The sequence below is a fragment of the Paenibacillus sp. FSL F4-0100 genome (assembly GCF_037993005.1).
GTDB lineage: Bacteria > Bacillota > Bacilli > Paenibacillales > Paenibacillaceae > Paenibacillus_AQ.
In genome coordinates, this window is record NZ_CP150303.1 from 282,932 (window position 1) to 300,514 (window position 17,583).

Here is a 17,583-nt window from a genome sequence, read left to right on the forward strand (position 1 = left end):
CCGTTAACGTGCTAGGGTATACACGCGATATATGGCGTCGTACCTAAAGAGGTGAATGCCGCAAGGCATGAATGAAATTGGGTGGTACCACGTGAGCGGCAAGCTCTCGTCCCTTTTGGGATGAGGGCTTTTTTTGTTGTCCAAAAAAAGGAGGATGATTGATATGACGAACATTTTTATCGGCGGTGCCTGGCCTTATGCCAACGGGTCATTACATTTAGGGAGGCTTGCAAGTTTGCTGCCTGGAGACGTGTTGGCGCGTTATTTCCGCGCGAAAGGCGATCAGGTCCTGTACGTATCCGGCAGTGATTGTCATGGAACGCCCGTGGCGGTTCAAGCCATTCAGGAGGGCGTGGCTCCGGGGAATATTGCGGATCGGTATCATGGGGAGTTTGTGGATTGCTTCGAACGGCTGGGTTTCTCCTACGACTTATACACGCGAACCGACCAGACGTTTCATCACGCCGTGGTGCAGGAACTGTTTTTGAAGCTGCTGGAAAACGGCCATCTGTATCGAAAAACTATACAGCAAACGTATTGCGAAACCGATCAGCGGTTTTTGCCGGACCGCTACGTGGAAGGAGATTGTCCTGTATGCGGCAGCAGGGCCCGTGGGGATCAGTGCGACGCCTGTTCCACCATACTTGACCCGTCCGACCTGACGAACAGGACCTGCAAAATCTGCGGAAACCCTCCGGTGGAGCGGCCCACCGAGCATTTTTACGTAGCGCTGTCACATTTCCAGGCTGAGCTGGCGGATGATTTGAATAACGCCCGAGGCTGGCGGGATAATGCGGTTCAATTGACCCGAAGATACCTGGAGGAAGGGCTCCAGGATCGGGCGGCTACGAGGGATCTGACCTGGGGCGTGGATGTGCCTATTCCGGGATTCGAGAATAAGAAAATCTATGTCTGGATCGAAGCGGTCAGCGGCTATTTATCCGCCAGCAAGCAGTGGGCCGCGGAAACGGGCGGCGATTGGGAATCCTTTTGGCTCAAGGGGAGGGATGAGATTACCGCTTACTATGTTCATGGGAAGGATAATATCCCGTTTCATACGCTGATCTGGCCGGCGCTGCTGAAGGGGGCAGGTGACCTGCATTTGCCGGACCGAATCATATCTTGCGAGTACATGACGCTGGAAGGGAAGAAGTTCTCGACCAGTCGGAATTGGGCCATATGGGTGCCGGATTTGTTAAGCCGTTATCAGCCGGACTCCATTCGTTACTTTCTCATTGCGAACGGCCCCGAGAAGCGGGATACCGATTTCTCCTGGAGGGAGTTCATTCACAGCCACAATGGCGAGCTGCTTGGTGCATTTGGGAATTTCGTCAACCGTACTTTGGTGTTTGTGAACAAATCGTTTGAGGGGAAAGTGCCCGAGGGCTGTATATCTGAAGAGTGGCAGAGCAGGGTTGAGGCATTGTACTGCGAGTCCGGGGCGCTCATTGAGGGTGGGCGACTGAAGGAAGCGTTGGAGTCAATCTTCAGCGTGGTGCGCATGGCGAACAAATATTTTGATGAACAGAAGCCGTGGATTCAGGTCAAGGAGGATCGCGAAGCGTGCGAAACAACGCTGTATACCTGCGTTCAGATTATTGCCAATTTGGCGAACCTGCTGCAGCCGTTTATTCCGTTCTCTTGCGATAGGATACGAGGCTTTCTCTCCCTGGAGAAGCCTGTGTGGGAGTGGTGCCGTGTTCCGGCTGGCAGGCCGATTCATGACGTAGAGCTTTTGTTTGAACGGATCGATACCAGCCGGATTGAGGAGGAGACGCGCAGGCTGGGGGAGTTATCCGAAAGGGAGTAATTGATTTAAGTGGCTAAGATTCAACTGACCCAAGGAGTGAGTAGTAAGTGATCAAGGAATGTAGTAGATCCAGTGCTAGAGCAGCAAGTAATTAGGGGTCTAGAGGTCAAAGAAGCAAGGGGTTTAAGTGGTCCAAGGAACAAAGGGGTTAAGCGATCCAAGGAGCAAGTGATTAAGGGGGCCATTAGCGAGTGTCAAAGAAGAGGAGGCTGACCCGATGGTCCATTGTGACTGAGTACGGACTGCGATTTTGAGGACTGTGGTTCCGCTATTCCGTTGTTTCTTGGCATTTCGTAGGGTCATGCGGACAGGAGATCCGCTATTCTTAAGTTTTTACAAGAATGAGCCGTGATTATGGTGCATTTACGGAACATGTGTCCGCATGGGTTTAAAAAACGATGGAATATCAACAAATAACGGAACCTGTGTCCGCGCGGACTCGAAAAAGGAGCAGTTTTCAGCGAGAAGAGCATCCATCCGGACGATGCCGCTGAAGCCGTATGAAGCGAGAGTTTACCGGTTAAACGCAAGTAGACGTAAAAGGAGCCCCCAGCGGAATGCTGAGGGCTCCTCTTCATTACAGTAACGGCATACGTTGTATCTTCACGGATTAGTTATCCGTTTCATGAATCCAATCCGTTAATATGGCATCAAATAGCTCAGGCTCTTCGAACATCGGATTATGGCCGCTTTTTTCAAAAATGACCTTCTTCACGTGTTCCTGCGAGTCGTCTACAGCATCCCAGAGTGATACGGGACTGACCAAATAGTCGTACCGTCCAAGACCGATGAGGACGGGCTTGGCAACCTCTTTCAACGAGTCGATCAGATTGAGCCGCGCGAAGGCTTCCCCCCATAAATGATCCATGACGGGCATGCTGGTGAAGACCCCTTCCCACATCCAAGCCGCATCATAAGCATAGTCATAGAAGCTGTGCGCTCCCATTCGGATGCACATATGAGCAAAACGACGTTCCGGCTCTCTCTGGATGTCCCCCGCCAGCAGGGCGATATCCGCTTCAAACTGCCGTTTCCGTTCAGGGCTTGCCGTTTCATTGAAAAAAGCGATGCTCTGCTGCTGTCGCTCCGGGCTGTTGGTCGGGGCCGTGTTCAGCAGGACCACCTTCCGGACATGTTCCGGGTATTTTTTGGCATACTCCAGCGCCATGAAGGCATGGCCCGAATGCCCCAATATAATAAAATCCTCCAGTTCCAGCGTTTGCCTTGCCGCTTCGATATCATCCAGAACCTTATCCAGCGCATAGTCTTCCGGCTCCAGTGTCCGAGGGGGCTTCACAAAGCCTCGATGGTCCAGGAAAATCAGTTGAAATGAAGTGTAGAGTTGTTCCGAAAACAAGCGGGGGTAGTAAATACTGCTTCCCACCACCAAAATAGGCCTGCCGTTTCCACGAATGGAAACATTCAATGCAAATCCTTCGCTTATTACCGTACTCTGTATGCTCATGTGTATCGTCCTCGTTTCGTTTTTTATTTAATCGCACCATCCCCTTTCCTGTTCTGATTCCATTACATTCTCCATAGAACGTTCCAGCATTCTATATCACCTCGATTAGCGTTCGTTCAAGCTCAGTATAGCACCAGACATGTGTTCGGTCGACAGCCATCCAAGCATGCCCCAGACCACGCACCCTGTGCACAGGGTGCAGTGCCCAAGTTGTGGCATCTGAGTGTGCTGCTATGAATAAGTTTGATGTGCAGCTCTAAGCCGCGAATTCTGCAGCTCCTTTATTCAGCGGTAACGCGGATTGTTAGGGTGAGTCCAGGATAGTCCGCGGCAATTGCGCTCTTACGCTCGATGATACGGTCAAATTCAAAGGCAGAGCTGAATAATTCCGGCTCAGGCTTGAATGTCACGCTGGTACCTGTCTCCTGAGTCATGCCGACAATCTGAAGCCCGGTCTGCGGAATGCCGTGCCTGTACTCCTGCCGGTATATGTTCCCGTCACGGCGAATTTCCACGGTCAGCTGCTTGGAGAGGGCATTGACTACGGCGATGCTGATGCCTTTTTCGGCGCCGGGGACCAGAAAGTGTGCGCTGGCGTTCAATTGGTGGACATCGGTTAGTACCGATTGTACGACTGGGATGTTGGAATTCGGAAGGGCCTGCACAGGTATGCCTCTCCCGTTATCGGTAACCGTCACGCTGCCATCCTCATGCAGGAAAATGCCAATCTGATCGCCATACCCGCTCGTGTGCTCCAATACTGAATTTTCCACTACGGCCCAAAGCAGCTGATGAATATCGAAGCCGTGCGAGGCTCCAAAATACATCCCCGGATTGTTGCGGGTTTCGGTCATCTCCAGGTAATCGCTTGTATCGAGCAAATCGCCTGCAGCAGACAGCAGCAGCAGGAACGGCAGGCTCCGATGCTTAGGAAGAGCGTACCGGCCGCCCTGCTCCTGCACAAGGAGATCCGCGCCGAGCAGCGCCTTGAGATGGTGATACAGCTGACCCGTCGTTCCCATATTCAACCGTTCTACCAGCTCGGAACCGGATAGGGGCTCTGCCATGACGGCCTTTAAAATATCCAGGCGCTGCTTGTTGCCCAGTGCTGCGAGGATTTTGGCAGCCTTCTCGGTGTTCATGTCCAGCAATTGATCCATTCGCCGTTCCTGCGGCTCCCAGCGGATGTTTTGTCCGTTCAGGTGCACTTGCCCGGAGTAGAATACGGAGCCGTCTTCGAAGGTTGCTTCATGTATCGTAGGTGCTGTTGCGATTTCTTGGCGGTGTTGGTTTGATGCGGATACAGGTTTGCGTTCCACAAGAGCTTGATAAACAAGCTGCTGCAGCTCTGCCATTTGATTCTTTAAGACATCCATCTCATAAACCAGATCACGTGTCATGTGGAATCATCAACCTCACTTTATCAATATTATGTTATTACGTAATTATTATATTACGTAATTTCAACATTGTAAACCTATATTAAGGAAATAGGTACATGAATAAGCGATTTATTTATCTATAGTTGTTTTTTATCTATGTTTATCATCCCGGGTCGTCTTACAATGAACGCAAAGGTTGGTGACATTCATTTGGGTGAAAGAATCATACGGAATTTTAAGCAGGACGATATGCCTCTGCTGGGGGAGCTGTATCAGGCGGTATCCGCAGCGGATGCACTGTTTTGGTGGGTAGGTGACCAGGATAATTGGGGCAACGTGTTCTGTGCTATTGAAGATGGGAAGATGGTGGCCAAGGGACAAGTGGGCATTATTAACGTGATCCCGCCTGGATGTGAGCCTAACTGCAAGCATCACATTTATGTGAATCTTAAGGCTGTACCACAGCGGGAGCGGGATTATGATCTGTTAGGTGAAATGTATAAGGTGCTCTATGAACGTGCCCTTGTGTTAAAGAAGACGCTGCCGGAGACATACGGGACGTATTTGTGCGTGGGCAACTATGCCCATGAGATCGGCAACAACACTTTCTTTACAGAGGAAATCGGATTTCAGCCGCTGGAGAAGCTCTATTCCATGAAGCGGTCACTTAAGGAGCCTTTACATGCCTTGCCGTTAGATGATCGCTATCGCTATCGACTGTGGAAGATGGAATCTGCGGAAGAGGAAGAGATGTATCTAAAGCTCGAGGCTGAGGTTTGGCCGGAAGCGCCGCTGGGGCTTGGACGATTACGGGAATACAAAGGGCATCCCAGCTGGACTGCCACGAATGTCCTGGAAGGGGACACGGTAATCGGCAGTACCATGGCATGGGTGGAAGAGGGGAACGTCGGCGTGATTGAAGATGTGTTTGTGAGAGAACCGTGGAGACAACGGGGAATCGCCAAATATCTGCTCTACCGTGCCATGTCCTATCTTCAGGCTCATGGATCCGTCTCGGTAAAACTTCAAGTGAAGGCAGCCAATGAGACGGCGTTGTCACTCTATCATTCGGTTGGCTTTGCCAAAGATCAAGAGGAGCATCGATTTTATCTGCCTTTATAACCGAAAGTCCGCTAATACAAAGACCACGCCAAGGAATAATCCTGACGTGGTCTTTTTCTATATAAAATGAGGAGTTATGAGGTTGATTCTTACCCGCCTGTTACATTCGGATTGGCATCCAGAATACCTTCCGTGACGCTCCACAGTTTTGGCAGGAACCGAAGAACCTTGTCGGCCCGTTGCAGCAGGTCATCGGTGGACGTTATGCCGAGATCCGCAAGGATGGCATCAAAAGCAGGGGCATACTGCTCTTGAAGCTCAGGAGTCCCGTCAACTTCCAATATGTTGTGGCATCGAGCGAAGGTGGCCACCATCCAGAAGACGGCCTCTCTATGGCTTCCGTTTAGGATCAGCTCGCGGTTGCCGTCAATGGCAATCGGTCTTGCATCCGGCGTAATGTCACTGCTGAAGAAGAAGGGGGTCTTGGCAATCGCAGCAGCGGCATCGAAGGTGCGGGCCAGCCCATTAAGATGATGGAGCGCTTGTTCGGCACTCATGTCTTTACAACCCAGTAGTCGTAACAGTTCGTCGTAAATTACCTCTTGGTCATATTCCTTGAGCACATCGCGAACCGCCGCATAGCGCAGCCTGACCGTGGGGTTGCGAAGAGCGGCGACCAGGAGCATATGGGTGGTTACGCCGGTAGGGAACAGCCATGAGGTAACCTGGCGATGCCAAGGGGCAGAAGGATCTATGGAGCGGAGTCCGGTTATGATTCGTTCGCGTACGTTATCACAGCGGCGGGCGACCCATATCCGGTCGGCAAAATGACGCGAAACCTCCGTCTGCAGCTTACGCAGCTGCCCGGTTGGATCGGACATCAGGGTATCCACACGGAAGCTGCCCGCAAGATGATAGGATGTTAATACCTGCTCGGGCGAGGCGAGGTCCCGCCAGGACAGGTAGGTGGCTTCGATCAAAGCATCCTGGTAGATAAATTTTCCCAGCTTAAGAGGGGGCTCCGCATCCTGGGTAACAACAACGATGTCAATGTCCGAGGACGGAGCCATCTCTGCTCCATCCGGCTTTCCAACCGTGGAGCCACTAAAATAGGCACCCATAAATCCAGGCTCCCTGCTGGCATGCTGCAATACCCAATCCGTCGCCGCTGCGCGTGCTGATCCAACGTTCATAACCTTTATTCCTCCTCTACTTGCATGGTGTCTCACATAATTAGAAAAAATATCCTGTTTCTCACTACATTATATTGACTTCAATTCGAATGTACAACCGCTTACAAGAAGTGACTTGAGCTTTCACGTTTATGAAAAGACGGGATTACAGAAGAAGAGAAAATGATACTGGTCCAAGAGATTCGCAAGGGCTTGACACATATAAATTAAAAGTTAATACGGGTGCGTGCCTGTGTGAAACCGAAACGGACATTCTCTTATCGCTAAACATTCAGCGAGGAGGAACGTCCGTTTTTTTGGTCTTTTATTCTATTCATCGGCAATCACTAGCGTTGAATTGGTTTTTTTGAATTTTGGAATGAAGCTTGCATGGACATTCGCATCGGTCACGATCATATCAATTTTGTCGAGCGATGCGATGGAAATGGTGACGTCTTTGCCGAACTTGGTGCTGTCCGCCATGACAACCACCTCTTTGGACAGCTCGATCATTTTTTTTCGCGTAATGGCTTCTTCCAGGTTGTAGTCGGAGATGCCTTTTTCAATCGTAATGCCGCTGCAGCAGATGAAGGCTTTCAGCACATTCAGCTCGTGAAAGTTGAAGATGTATTCATACGCTACGACGGATTGTTCTTCCCTACGGATTTTGCCGCCGATCATAATCAGTTCCACATCGCTGTCCATCAGCTCAATCGCAACCGGCAGCGAGTTGGTAACGACCGTCAGCTTCTTCTTATGCTTCACGTATTTGGCCATCTGATATGTGGTCGATCCGCTGTCGATATAGATGCAATCGCCGTCATGAATGAATTCGCTGCATTTGCGGGCGATCCGATCCTTCTCTTCCAACTGGCTGACCATGCGCTCGTCCATGGAGGATTCGCCGAACCGGGACTCCACGAGTTTAACCCCGCCATATATCTTCTCGATCCGCCCCTGCTTGGTCAGGGTGTTCAAATCCCGGCGCAGCGTGTCTACAGAGACGTTCAGCTCTTCCGTTAGCTCCGTGATCTTCAATACTTTTCGAATCGTTAGCAGCTCAAGTATTTTCTTCTGCCTCTCCAGTGGAAACATTCGCTCACCCATTCAATCTGCATTAGTAGTTGATGCCTGTATTCATGTCTAGTTTACCGATTCGCCTGGCCATGTTCAATAGATTTACCTATATTATTCCTAAGTTGGGCATCAATTATGGATCAATATGGTCAATAGTTGGTATTGATGTATGAATGATATATGCATAATTTACTTACATTTAACAGTTTCCATGATTCTTATTTACATATGGTTTCTATACTGAGGATGTGTTTAAAGGAGGTGAGCCGTTTGCTGAAGCTAGAGCAGATTAGCAAACAATTCGACGATAAAGTGGTTTTGGATGACATCAACGTAGAAATCGGTTCGGGCGAAATCGTGTCACTGCTCGGTCCGAGCGGCAGCGGGAAGACCACATTACTGAATATTATTTTGGGACTCACCCGGATGGATCAGGGAAAAATCGTGTTCCATGACCAAGATCTGAGCAACGTACCGATGAAGAAGCGCGGGTTTAATATCGTTTTTCAGGACTATGCCTTATTTCCCAATCTGAATGCCTACGACAATATCGTATACGGCCTGCGCAACAAGAAGGGGAGCGTGAGTCAGCAGGAGTTACAGGAATATATCGACTTTCTGGAGCTTCAGCCTCATGTGAACAAGCGGATCGGCGAACTGTCAGGAGGGCAGAAGCAGAGAGTGGCCCTGGCCAGAACGCTGGTCACGAAACCGAAAATCCTGCTGCTCGATGAGCCGCTTAGCGCGCTGGACGGCGTGATCAAGGAGTCGATCAAGCAGCGGATTCAATCGATTGCCAGAGAGTTTAAACTGACCACGATCATTGTGACGCACGACCCGGAGGAGGCGCTGACGCTCTCGGACAAAATCCTGATTATCCATCAGGGGCAGATCGCCCAATTCGGCACACCCCAGGAGATTGTCCATCATCCGAGCAATGATTTTGTGAAGCAGTTTATTATCAAGCAGCTGCACATCAAAAGGCAGAACATCTACAATCTGTTCGGTGAGCAGTATGCATAACGTGAAACCGGAAATGCGGATCATCTTTACCGTCATCCTGTTATTGTTCGCCGTGTTTCTGTTCTTGCCGCTGCTCATCTTGCTGGTCCGTTCCTTCGAATCCGATCAGGGGTTTACCCTCGGGCATTATGTATCCATAGGGTCGAATCGGGAATTCATCGCAGCGATTGGCAACAGTGTGAAGATATCGGGCATCACGGCGGTAATCACAACTGTCCTGGGGTTTATACTCGCGTATTCCATTCATTGCACCAAAATATATCGGCCCGTCAAAGGCCTGCTGAAAACCGTCATCATCATCCCCATGCTGCTCCCGACCATTACATATGGGTTCGCCATTATGTATTCGTTCGGTAATCAGGGGTTGATCACCCGGCTTGCCGGGCGCAACTTGTTTGAAATCTACGGATGGAACGGTCTGCTCATAGGCTACGTCATTTACACGCTGCCTCCAGTATTCCTGTTGATCCATAACGCGTTTAAATATATTGATAAAAAATTCATCATCGTCTCCAAGTTAATGGGTGACGGAACGTTGAGAAGTTTCCTGAATACGATTTTGCGCCCCCTAGCCGGAGCGCTTGGCGGAGCCTTTGTGCTTTCCTTTATCTTAAGCTTTACGGATTTTGGGATTCCGGCTTCGGTTGGCGGGACCTATCCGGTCGTGGCAACGCAGCTGTATCAGGTGATGCTGGGCTCCATTCCGGACTTCAACCAAGGCGCTGTCATTGCGGTCATGATGCTGATCCCCGCCGTGTTCGGCATCTGGCTGCTGAATTGCTTGGAAAAATGGAATTTCCACTATGACAAGCTGTCGGATATCGAGCTGCCGCGGCAGCGCGTGCGGGATATCGCCTTCGGCATAATGTCATCGGTCATCGTGCTTGGAATGCTTTCCATTTTTGCCGTGATGTTCATTGCACCATGGCTGAGCAGTTACCCCTATGACATGACGTTTACGCTTAAGCATGTACGGGACGTGTTTCAATCGAGTGATTTAACAGGGGTATACCGAAACTCCCTCTGGGTCACCTTCTTGACGGCGCTGTTCGGTACCTTGATGGCGTATGGATCAGCACTGCTCAATGTGCGCACGTCGTTAAAAGCCCGATTCACGGTGGATATGGTATCGATGATCACGAATACGGTGCCTGGCATGGTGCTGGGGATATCCTACCTGCTCTTCTTTAATGGAAGCAGTCTGAAAGGAACCTTCATTATTATCGTTCTGTGCAATATTGTTCATTTCTTTACGACGCCGTATCTGATGGCCAAGAACTCCCTGTCCAAGATGAATCCTTCTTGGGAAACCACGGGGGAACTGCTCGGTGACAGCTGGTTCAAGACCGTTTATCGGGTGATCCTGCCAAACTCGGCTTCAACCGTCATTGAGATGTTCAGCTACTATTTCATCAACGCCATGGTGACGATCAGCGGCATTATCTTTCTTGTATCCGCCCAGACGTCGCTCGTAGCCAGCAAGATCAAAGAGCTGCAGCATTTCGCCAAGTTTAATGAGATTTTCGTGCTGTCGATGCTGATCTTCTTCACGAATCTGATCATCAAGCTGGTTTGCGACGCATTACAGAGGAGAACGGCGCAGCGGTAAAGCTGCCCCATTACGTTCATGTCCGCTGCGATGCCGGATCGTATTTCCGATCGCTGTTGTCTTCGGATTTCTCGGATTGAGATGACTAAGCGGTAGAAATCCGAATACAAAGGCGAACGCATTCGCTTCTCCAATACGATTCCGTCCTCTCCGCTGGGTATTGACACTTGAAGTGAGGAGCTCCTTGCTCTAAATCGCCACCAGCCATTCTGACGTGGAATGCGCAGGCTAATTCATTTTTTACATCATTATTAAATAAAAAATTCAAGGAGTGGAGTTAATCATGATGAAGACGCTTAAGGGAATGCTGCTGTCATTGATCGCAATCAGCATGGTGTTGGCTCTGGCCGCTTGCGGCAGCGGAAGCGCGGGGGAAGCGAAGAAGGTGGTCATCTACACCAACGGGGATGAAGAGGCCGTCGCCGCAATGGAAACATCGTTGAAGAATGCCGGATACGAAGGACAGTATCTCGTGCAATCCCTGGGTACATCCGAACTTGGCGGCAAACTGATGGCTGAAGGGAACAAAATCGAGGCTGATCTCATCACGATGAGCTCGTACTTTATCGAAAGCTCGCAGACCAAGCACTCCATGTTTAAGGATTTGGCTTTTGACGCAGGTGCTGTCGGAACTTATCCGAAATACTACACGCCGATTCTGGCGAATACCGGCTCTATCTTCGTGAATACACAAGTGCTGAAAGACAAAGGCTTGCCAATGCCAACCTCCATCACGGACCTGACCAAACCGGAATTCAGCGGACTCGTATCGATTCCGAATATTATGGATTCCTCCACCGGTTGGCTGCTGGTTCAGGCGATTATCAACCAATACGGCGAAGATGCGGGACGTAAGGTGCTCCATGACCTGATCGCTAATGTGGGACCGCATCTGGAGAGCTCGGGTTCCGGTCCGATCAAGAAAGTGCAGGCTGGAGAAGTGGCTGCGGGCTTCGGACTCCGCCATCAGGCGGTAGCCGCCAAAGCTGACGGTGCACCGATAGATTACGTGGATCCGGTCGAAGGAAACTTCTCGCTGACCGAGTCGGTTGCGGTGGTGGACAAGAAGAATGCCACAACGGATTTAGCGATGAAAATGGCCGAGACTATCGTGAAGGATGCCAGAAAAGACCTGATCGTGAACTATCCGGTGGCCCTATATGAAGGGGAGACCGTGGATGAAGTCAACAAACCTGCGTACTCGATGACCTTCGAGAAGCCGCTGACGGTGGAGCTGCTGGAAAAGCATCAGCAATTCTTCAATGGATCTAAAGAATAAGCCAGCATAGGAGCGATGCGAAATGAATACCTATAAGCTTTTGACACCAGGACCTTTGACGACAACCAAGACGGTGAAAGAGGAGATGCTCTTTGACCGCTGTACATGGGATAATGAGTATAAATCGATTACGCAAAAAATCAGATCGCAGCTCCTGGCACTCGCCGGGGCGGATGCGGCACAATACACAGCGGTACTGATGCAGGGAAGTGGAACGTTTGCCGTCGAAGCGGTGATGACATCCACCATATCGAATGACGATAGAGTGCTGATTGTAACGAATGGCGCCTATGGTGAGCGGATCGTCAAAATGGCAAAGTATATCGGATTGAATTATGAGGAGTACCAAGTGAATTACGATGAACACCCAAGCGAGGATGAACTGCGAGCCATACTGCATAAGGATGTGCGTATTACGCATATCGCAATGGTACATTGCGAGACGACAACCGGGATTCTGAATCCGCTGGAGATGGTCTCGACGTTGTCCAGAGAATATGGAAAGACCCTCATTATCGATGCGATGAGCAGCTTTGGCGGCATGGAAATCGATGTTCAGGGACTTGGCATCGATTATCTCATCAGCAGTGCGAATAAATGCATCCAGGGCGTTCCGGGTTTTGGATTCGTCATCGCCAAGCTGGACAAGCTTGCAGCCTGCGAAGGGATTGCGCGCAGCTTGGCGCTCGATTTGTATGATCAGTGGAAAGGCATGGATCAGGACGGAAAATGGCGATATACTTCGCCGACCCATGTCGTGGCTGCCTTCTCCAAAGCGTTGGATGAGCTGAACGAAGAAGGCGGTGTATCGGCGAGATTCAGCCGTTACCAGAATAACAATCGCCTGCTGCGTGAGAGATTGGCGCAGATCGGCATCCAGTCTTATATTACCGATGACAAGCAATCTCCGATCATCACGACATTCTTATTCCCGAGTGAAGGGTTTAGCTTCGAACACTTTTACGCTTATATTAAAGAAAGAGGCTATGTGATATATCCGGGCAAGCTGACCGACGTGGATACCTTCCGAATTGGGAATATCGGAGAAATCTATGAGCAGGATATCGAGCAATTATGTCATATCATCGAAGAGTATAGGGGAGTGATGGCACAATGAACCGAATCGAAGGCGTTATATTGGACTGGGCCGGAACGGCTGTGGATTTTGGATGCTTTGCACCGGTGAACGTGTTTGTCGATATTTTTAAGAATGCGGGCATTGAAGTGACGATGGCTGAAGCAAGAGCACCGATGGGGATGCTGAAGATCGATCATATTCGTGCCATGCTATCCATGCCGAGAGTGTCGGCGCTATGGGAAGCGAAGTACGGAAGAGCCTTCGATGAGCAGGACGTGGAACGGCTGTATGCAGAATTCGAGCCGGCGTTGATGGCTTCTTTATCCGAGTACACGGACCCGATTCCGGGTGTTATTGAGACGGTTGAAGTATTGAAGGGTCAAGGCTTGAAGATTGGTTCTACGACAGGTTATACGAGCAGCATGATGGAGGTCGTGGTGGCAAATGCCCGGCAAAAGGGCTACAGCCCGGATGTCTATTTCACGCCGGATGACACGAATTCCCAAGGAAGACCTTATCCGTACATGATTTATCGGAATATGGAGTCTCTCCGGTTATCGGCTTCCTGGAAGGTCGTTAAGGTGGGGGATACCGTCTCGGACGTAAAGGAAGGCGTGAACGCAGGCGTATGGTCGGTTGGCATTGTCATCGGCAGCTCGGAAATGGGCCTGAGTTCAGAAGAGTATCATGCCCTGCCAGAATCAGACCGGGAAGCTGCGATCTCGAAAACCGAACAGACATTTATCCAGCATGGGGCTGACTTTACGATTCGAACGATGGACGAGCTGCCGCAGTTAATCGAGAGAATTAACGACATGCTGGCTGAGGGACAAAGACCGGGGATTCAGCGCTAGGAACGATTCAGGTCTTTCGATACGCGGATGAAGTAAAAATCACGCAAATAGATGCGCAAATTGAACAGGCAACCCGAGCGCCTGAAAGGAAAGGAAGCAGCGTTATAGGCTTCCCCCTCACCTCGCACCAAAAAGAGCAGTCCACTTGGGCTGCTCTTTTTCTTCATTTCCTTTATTGCACGTACGTGCCAATAAACTCTGTTACTTCGCGGTCATATCCCTCGGGGTCGAACTGGCGCGCCATGCCGTGACCTGCTTCGGGGACGATGAACAACTTCTTTTGCTCCGGACCATTCTCGTACAGCTCATACACCATCTCGGTAGGTACGAACAAATCGCCGCCGCCATGAATGAACAGCATCGGGGTCTTGGACTTCTTGACCTGCTCCAGGGCGGATGCTTCACCGAAGGAGTATCCAGCGCGGATCTTGGTCAACAGGCTTGTGGATTGAAGCAGCGGGAAGGACGGAAGCTTATACATGCGCTTCAGCTGATAGGTCAACTCATCCGTGACCGAGGTATACCCGCAGTCCTCGACAATGGCTTTTACCTGGGGAGGAAGCGCTTCGCCGCTGGTCATCATAACCGTTGCACCGCCCATGGATACGCCATGAAGGACGACTTGAGCATCTTCGCCTGTATGCCCGATGACTTGATCAATCCATTTCAGATAATCCTTGCGCTCCGGCCAGCCGAAGCCGATGTAATCGCCTTCGCTTCGTCCGTGCCCTCGCGCGTCGGGAAGAAGGACGTTGTAACCCAGGTCCTCATGGTACATTTGGGCGAATCCGCTCATCTGCTCCGAATGACCGGAGTAGCCGTGGGCAATGATGACGGTTTTATCCGTCGATACTTTGGCAGGTAAAAAATAAGCATGCAGCTTCAGACCGTCGTCTGAAGTAAGGTTCCATTCCTCGAAGCTCTGCTGGGCCCACCAATCCTTGCTGTCCGCAAAGGGATTGTCGATATTCGAGTTGGCTTCCAGGTCGGGGTTGCCATTCAGAAAGCCCTTGTCGGCGCGGGCAATAGCGACGTTATAGAAGTAGAAGCTTGCTGAAACAATAATGATAGCTAGTAGTGCGATGATAGCTGTTGACATGATCATAATCCTTTTTTTCATGTTGATGTATATCCTCCCCGTATCCATGGAACACGATGAATGAAGGTGATAAGGAAGGCATATGTCGATACGATATCGTTCCTTCCACCTATCATATCGCACGTACCCTGATTAATCTATGTCGCGGATCACGCTCGTTTCGTGGGTGTTACATCAACCCTATCGGTTAGGGTAGTCTATAAATAAAGAGCTGCAGCAGGAGGCGAGAAAGAAATATGCACAAACGCTTCATCAGTCTAATTCTTGCCGTCGTTACGGTTATCGGTTTACCGCTGCCGTCCTATGCCGAGGGGGCCTATTCTTCACCGAAGAAGGATAGTGCACAGCTGCAATATCAGGATATGCTGATGCTATTTCTGCTTCCTCATATCGATAAAGCGTTTCGCGGGCATTATATCCATACGTTGAAGGAGCAGCCGCTTGTCTATCCCTACTTTGTGGATGTGACCGGAGTGAAGAGGGTGAACGGATTTCGCGGTTTTCATTTCATCATTACGCTTGAGGCCAGCCCGACGGTCGGTCCCCATATTACGGTGGGAAAGGACCGGCTTGTGTTTGAGGTGGCTCCGACGATTCCCGGCGGTATGGTCAAGCTGGTTGAATACAAACATATGGAGACGTATGAGCTCCCCCCGCATTGGCAAGATATCGTGAAGTAACGGCGGCGAAACCAATCCAATATCACATCAAAAAACAAGCAAACGCAGTTCGCGCGTTTGCTTGTTTCGCATGGACATAACGGTGCATTTATCGGGTGTCACACCCTCAAGCATTGAGCAGCAGGCAGGGTGCCTGCAATGATTATCGCATCTCGTAAATCGGTCGATCCGGTCCAGGATCGGCCTGGATCCAGCCGATGGCGAGCAGAACGACGACGGCGATGAAGGCAGCCGGCAGTACCCATTTCCAGGCATATGCGAGCATTCGTACAGCCGGGGACATCATGGCAAGTATCAGCCCGATCAGTACGACGCTGAATAGGTGAATCCCTGGCGGCAGCATAAGGAACACAATATGAAAGACCGAAGTGAACATCAGAACAGGGATAAGGGACGTTCCCAGTACAACAGCCGGATGGTTTAAAGATTCGATCGGGTCCCGGGTAAATGCCGCCCATGTCAATGCCGCGAACAGGACCAGCAGCGGAATCGCAAATAAATAGCTTGCGCCCGGCAGGAACCAGGTTGAACCAACAAGCAGCAGCAGGAACAGGAATGCGCCCGCCAGCAGCATCTCCAATTCATTCACTTTCCGCACGATCCAGCGGGTGAGCGCAACATGAATGATGAAGGTTACCAGTATAAAGCTGACACTGTACAGAAACGAATCATAGGTTGCGCCTGTGGGCTGCGTCATTTTGCCGGCCCACAACGTATCAACCAGCGACCACAAGCCAAAGCTTAGCGCTGCCGAGAGCACGACGGCCAGAATCGGGGTTAGCAAGCTGATCAAACTTCCCTTTAGGGAGAGTCTAGAGATGCGGGCAAACAATACCGCGAAAGCCAGCCATATCGCCGCGAACACCACGGTGATCGGGACCGCCCATTTTGCAGGGTAATGAACCAGCAGGCCAAATAGATTGAAGTAAATACGGTCGTCTGTTGAAGCCAGGTCAGTCAAGTCGAGATTGCCAAAATGATTTGCCATGGCGAGTGCATTCTCGCCTTGATGCTGCATGGTTTCAAGGGAGACGTTCTCCGTGTTGTCCATCGGGGTATGATAGGCTACCCACCCATCGCCATAGGCAAAGTTTAGTCCCGGGAGACCATGCTCAAGCGCCACCGTCAGATCGGTATCGTTCGGCAGTTGTTTGTAGAGGTCCACCAAGAGCGAGTTGCTGACTGGATTGGATACGGCCTTGGCGTATTCTTCAATGATCCGACTATTGCTGTCGCTGGTCTGGAACATGAGGGAGGAGCCTTTTGATCCTCGGGCTTCAAAATTCGCAATCATGCCAATCTCACGATGCTGTGGGTCACGGAAGAACACTTCAGCCCCCAGCAGGCCTTTCTCCTCCCCGTCTGTCAGCAGAATCCATATGTCATTCTGCGGTGGAGGCCCGGCCTGGATCGCTCTTGCCGTCTCCAGCAATGAAGCTACGCTTACCGAAGCATCATTCGCTCCGGGTCCGGTAGGGACCGAGTCATAATGGGACATAAGCAGGAGCGGTTTGCCCGATCCGGTGCCCTTAATGACGCCCAGAATGTTCGTTAGCTGAGTGTCGGTGTCGATGTGCTTGGTTGTCAGGCGGTCATTAAATTCTTGAACGTCCGGGTTCAAGCCGAGTTGCTCCATCTGTTCCACCAAGTAAGCTCTGACTTCCGCATTGGCAGGCGAACCCATCGGATGGGGCTGCTGTGCGATCTGCTCGACATGCGCCATCGCGCGTTCGGCAGAGAATTCGGTTGCGGGTGCATCGATGCTGCTGGCCTGCGGCGGCTTCTCGAACCACAGCATGAGAGAGATAAAGAGTATAGCAGTGAGGATGGTTGTAAGCGGCAGCCAATAAGGAGGTTTGTAATCCGGCGGTCTACTCAATTGAATTTGCATGATAAATACTCACTTCCTTTTATGATCATTCAGGCGTTTCGTAAAGCGATCTTTCATCGTATGTAAGAAACGTGCTCTTACACAGCGTAGTTCCAGAATATG

Annotated in this window: 14 protein-coding genes and 1 other annotated feature (1 of these 15 running past the window's edge); of the genes, 8 read left to right on the top strand and 6 right to left on the bottom strand. The window is 50.7% G+C overall.

Annotated features, from left to right (window positions below):
* Positions 1–117, top strand: a binding site (T-box leader); it begins 153 nt to the left of the window's first position.
* Between the two features lie 46 nt (positions 118–163).
* Positions 164–1,810, top strand: a complete 1,647-nt coding sequence (metG, locus tag MHH48_RS01345; protein WP_076322632.1) for a methionine--tRNA ligase — start codon at positions 164–166, stop codon at positions 1,808–1,810.
* Positions 1,811–2,420: 610 nt separating this feature from the next.
* Here the strand turns inward: metG and MHH48_RS01350 are convergent.
* Positions 2,421–3,275 (bottom strand): alpha/beta hydrolase, encoded by an 855-nt coding sequence (locus tag MHH48_RS01350; protein WP_076322631.1) that lies wholly within the window; start codon positions 3,273–3,275, stop codon positions 2,421–2,423.
* Positions 3,276–3,556: 281 nt separating this feature from the next.
* Positions 3,557–4,675, bottom strand: a complete 1,119-nt coding sequence (locus MHH48_RS01355; protein WP_076322630.1) for an ATP-binding protein — start codon at positions 4,673–4,675, stop codon at positions 3,557–3,559.
* Between the two features lie 231 nt (positions 4,676–4,906).
* Here MHH48_RS01355 and MHH48_RS01360 point away from each other — a divergent pair, with 231 nt between their 5' ends.
* Entirely contained in the window at positions 4,907–5,779 is an 873-nt protein-coding gene (locus MHH48_RS01360; RefSeq protein WP_083659657.1) for a GNAT family N-acetyltransferase, read from the top strand.
* Between the two features lie 89 nt (positions 5,780–5,868).
* Here the strand turns inward: MHH48_RS01360 and MHH48_RS01365 are convergent, their stop codons facing one another.
* Positions 5,869–6,912 carry a hypothetical protein gene (locus MHH48_RS01365; RefSeq protein WP_076322629.1) on the bottom strand — a complete coding sequence of 348 codons (1,044 nt, stop codon included), beginning with the start codon at positions 6,910–6,912 and terminating at the stop codon, positions 5,869–5,871.
* Positions 6,913–7,221: 309 nt separating this feature from the next.
* Positions 7,222–7,986, bottom strand: a complete 765-nt coding sequence (locus MHH48_RS01370) for a DeoR/GlpR family DNA-binding transcription regulator (RefSeq protein WP_076322628.1) — start codon at positions 7,984–7,986, stop codon at positions 7,222–7,224.
* Positions 7,987–8,238: 252 nt separating this feature from the next.
* On the opposite strand from MHH48_RS01370, the gene MHH48_RS01375 reads away from it, so the two are divergent.
* The 5 genes from MHH48_RS01375 (at position 8,239) to phnX (ending at position 13,811) form a co-directional block, all read left to right on the top strand.
* On the top strand, positions 8,239–8,991 hold the full coding sequence (locus MHH48_RS01375; protein WP_076322627.1) for an ABC transporter ATP-binding protein: 753 nt from the start codon (positions 8,239–8,241) through the stop codon (positions 8,989–8,991).
* Positions 8,984–10,600 carry an ABC transporter permease subunit gene (locus MHH48_RS01380; RefSeq protein WP_076322626.1) on the top strand — a complete coding sequence of 539 codons (1,617 nt, stop codon included), beginning with the start codon at positions 8,984–8,986 and terminating at the stop codon, positions 10,598–10,600. The genes MHH48_RS01375 and MHH48_RS01380 overlap by 8 nt, the downstream gene beginning before the upstream one ends.
* Positions 10,601–10,883: 283 nt before the next feature.
* Complete coding sequence (locus MHH48_RS01385) at positions 10,884–11,879, top strand: extracellular solute-binding protein (protein ID WP_076322625.1); 996 nt, start codon at positions 10,884–10,886, stop codon at positions 11,877–11,879.
* Between the two features lie 22 nt (positions 11,880–11,901).
* On the top strand, positions 11,902–12,996 hold the full coding sequence (phnW, locus tag MHH48_RS01390) for a 2-aminoethylphosphonate--pyruvate transaminase (RefSeq protein ID WP_076322624.1): 1,095 nt from the start codon (positions 11,902–11,904) through the stop codon (positions 12,994–12,996).
* The gene (gene phnX / locus MHH48_RS01395) at positions 12,993–13,811 is read left to right on the top strand and encodes a phosphonoacetaldehyde hydrolase (RefSeq protein ID WP_076322623.1); all 819 of its coding nucleotides are present in this window, start codon (positions 12,993–12,995) and stop codon (positions 13,809–13,811) included. The genes phnW and phnX overlap by 4 nt, the downstream gene beginning before the upstream one ends.
* 172 nt (positions 13,812–13,983) lie before the next feature.
* Here the strand turns inward: phnX and MHH48_RS01400 are convergent, their stop codons facing one another.
* Positions 13,984–14,931, bottom strand: coding sequence for an alpha/beta hydrolase (locus MHH48_RS01400; protein WP_076322622.1), 948 nt, complete (start codon positions 14,929–14,931; stop codon positions 13,984–13,986).
* A gap of 215 nt (positions 14,932–15,146) precedes the next feature.
* On the opposite strand from MHH48_RS01400, the gene MHH48_RS01405 reads away from it, so the two are divergent.
* A complete protein-coding gene (locus tag MHH48_RS01405; protein WP_076322621.1) occupies positions 15,147–15,590 on the top strand; it encodes a DUF3888 domain-containing protein in 444 nt (147 codons plus the stop codon).
* A gap of 142 nt (positions 15,591–15,732) precedes the next feature.
* On the opposite strand, the gene MHH48_RS01410 is transcribed toward MHH48_RS01405, so the two are convergent.
* Complete coding sequence (locus MHH48_RS01410; protein WP_076322620.1) at positions 15,733–17,481, bottom strand: M28 family peptidase; 1,749 nt, start codon at positions 17,479–17,481, stop codon at positions 15,733–15,735.
* Positions 17,482–17,583: the final 102 nt, after the last annotated feature.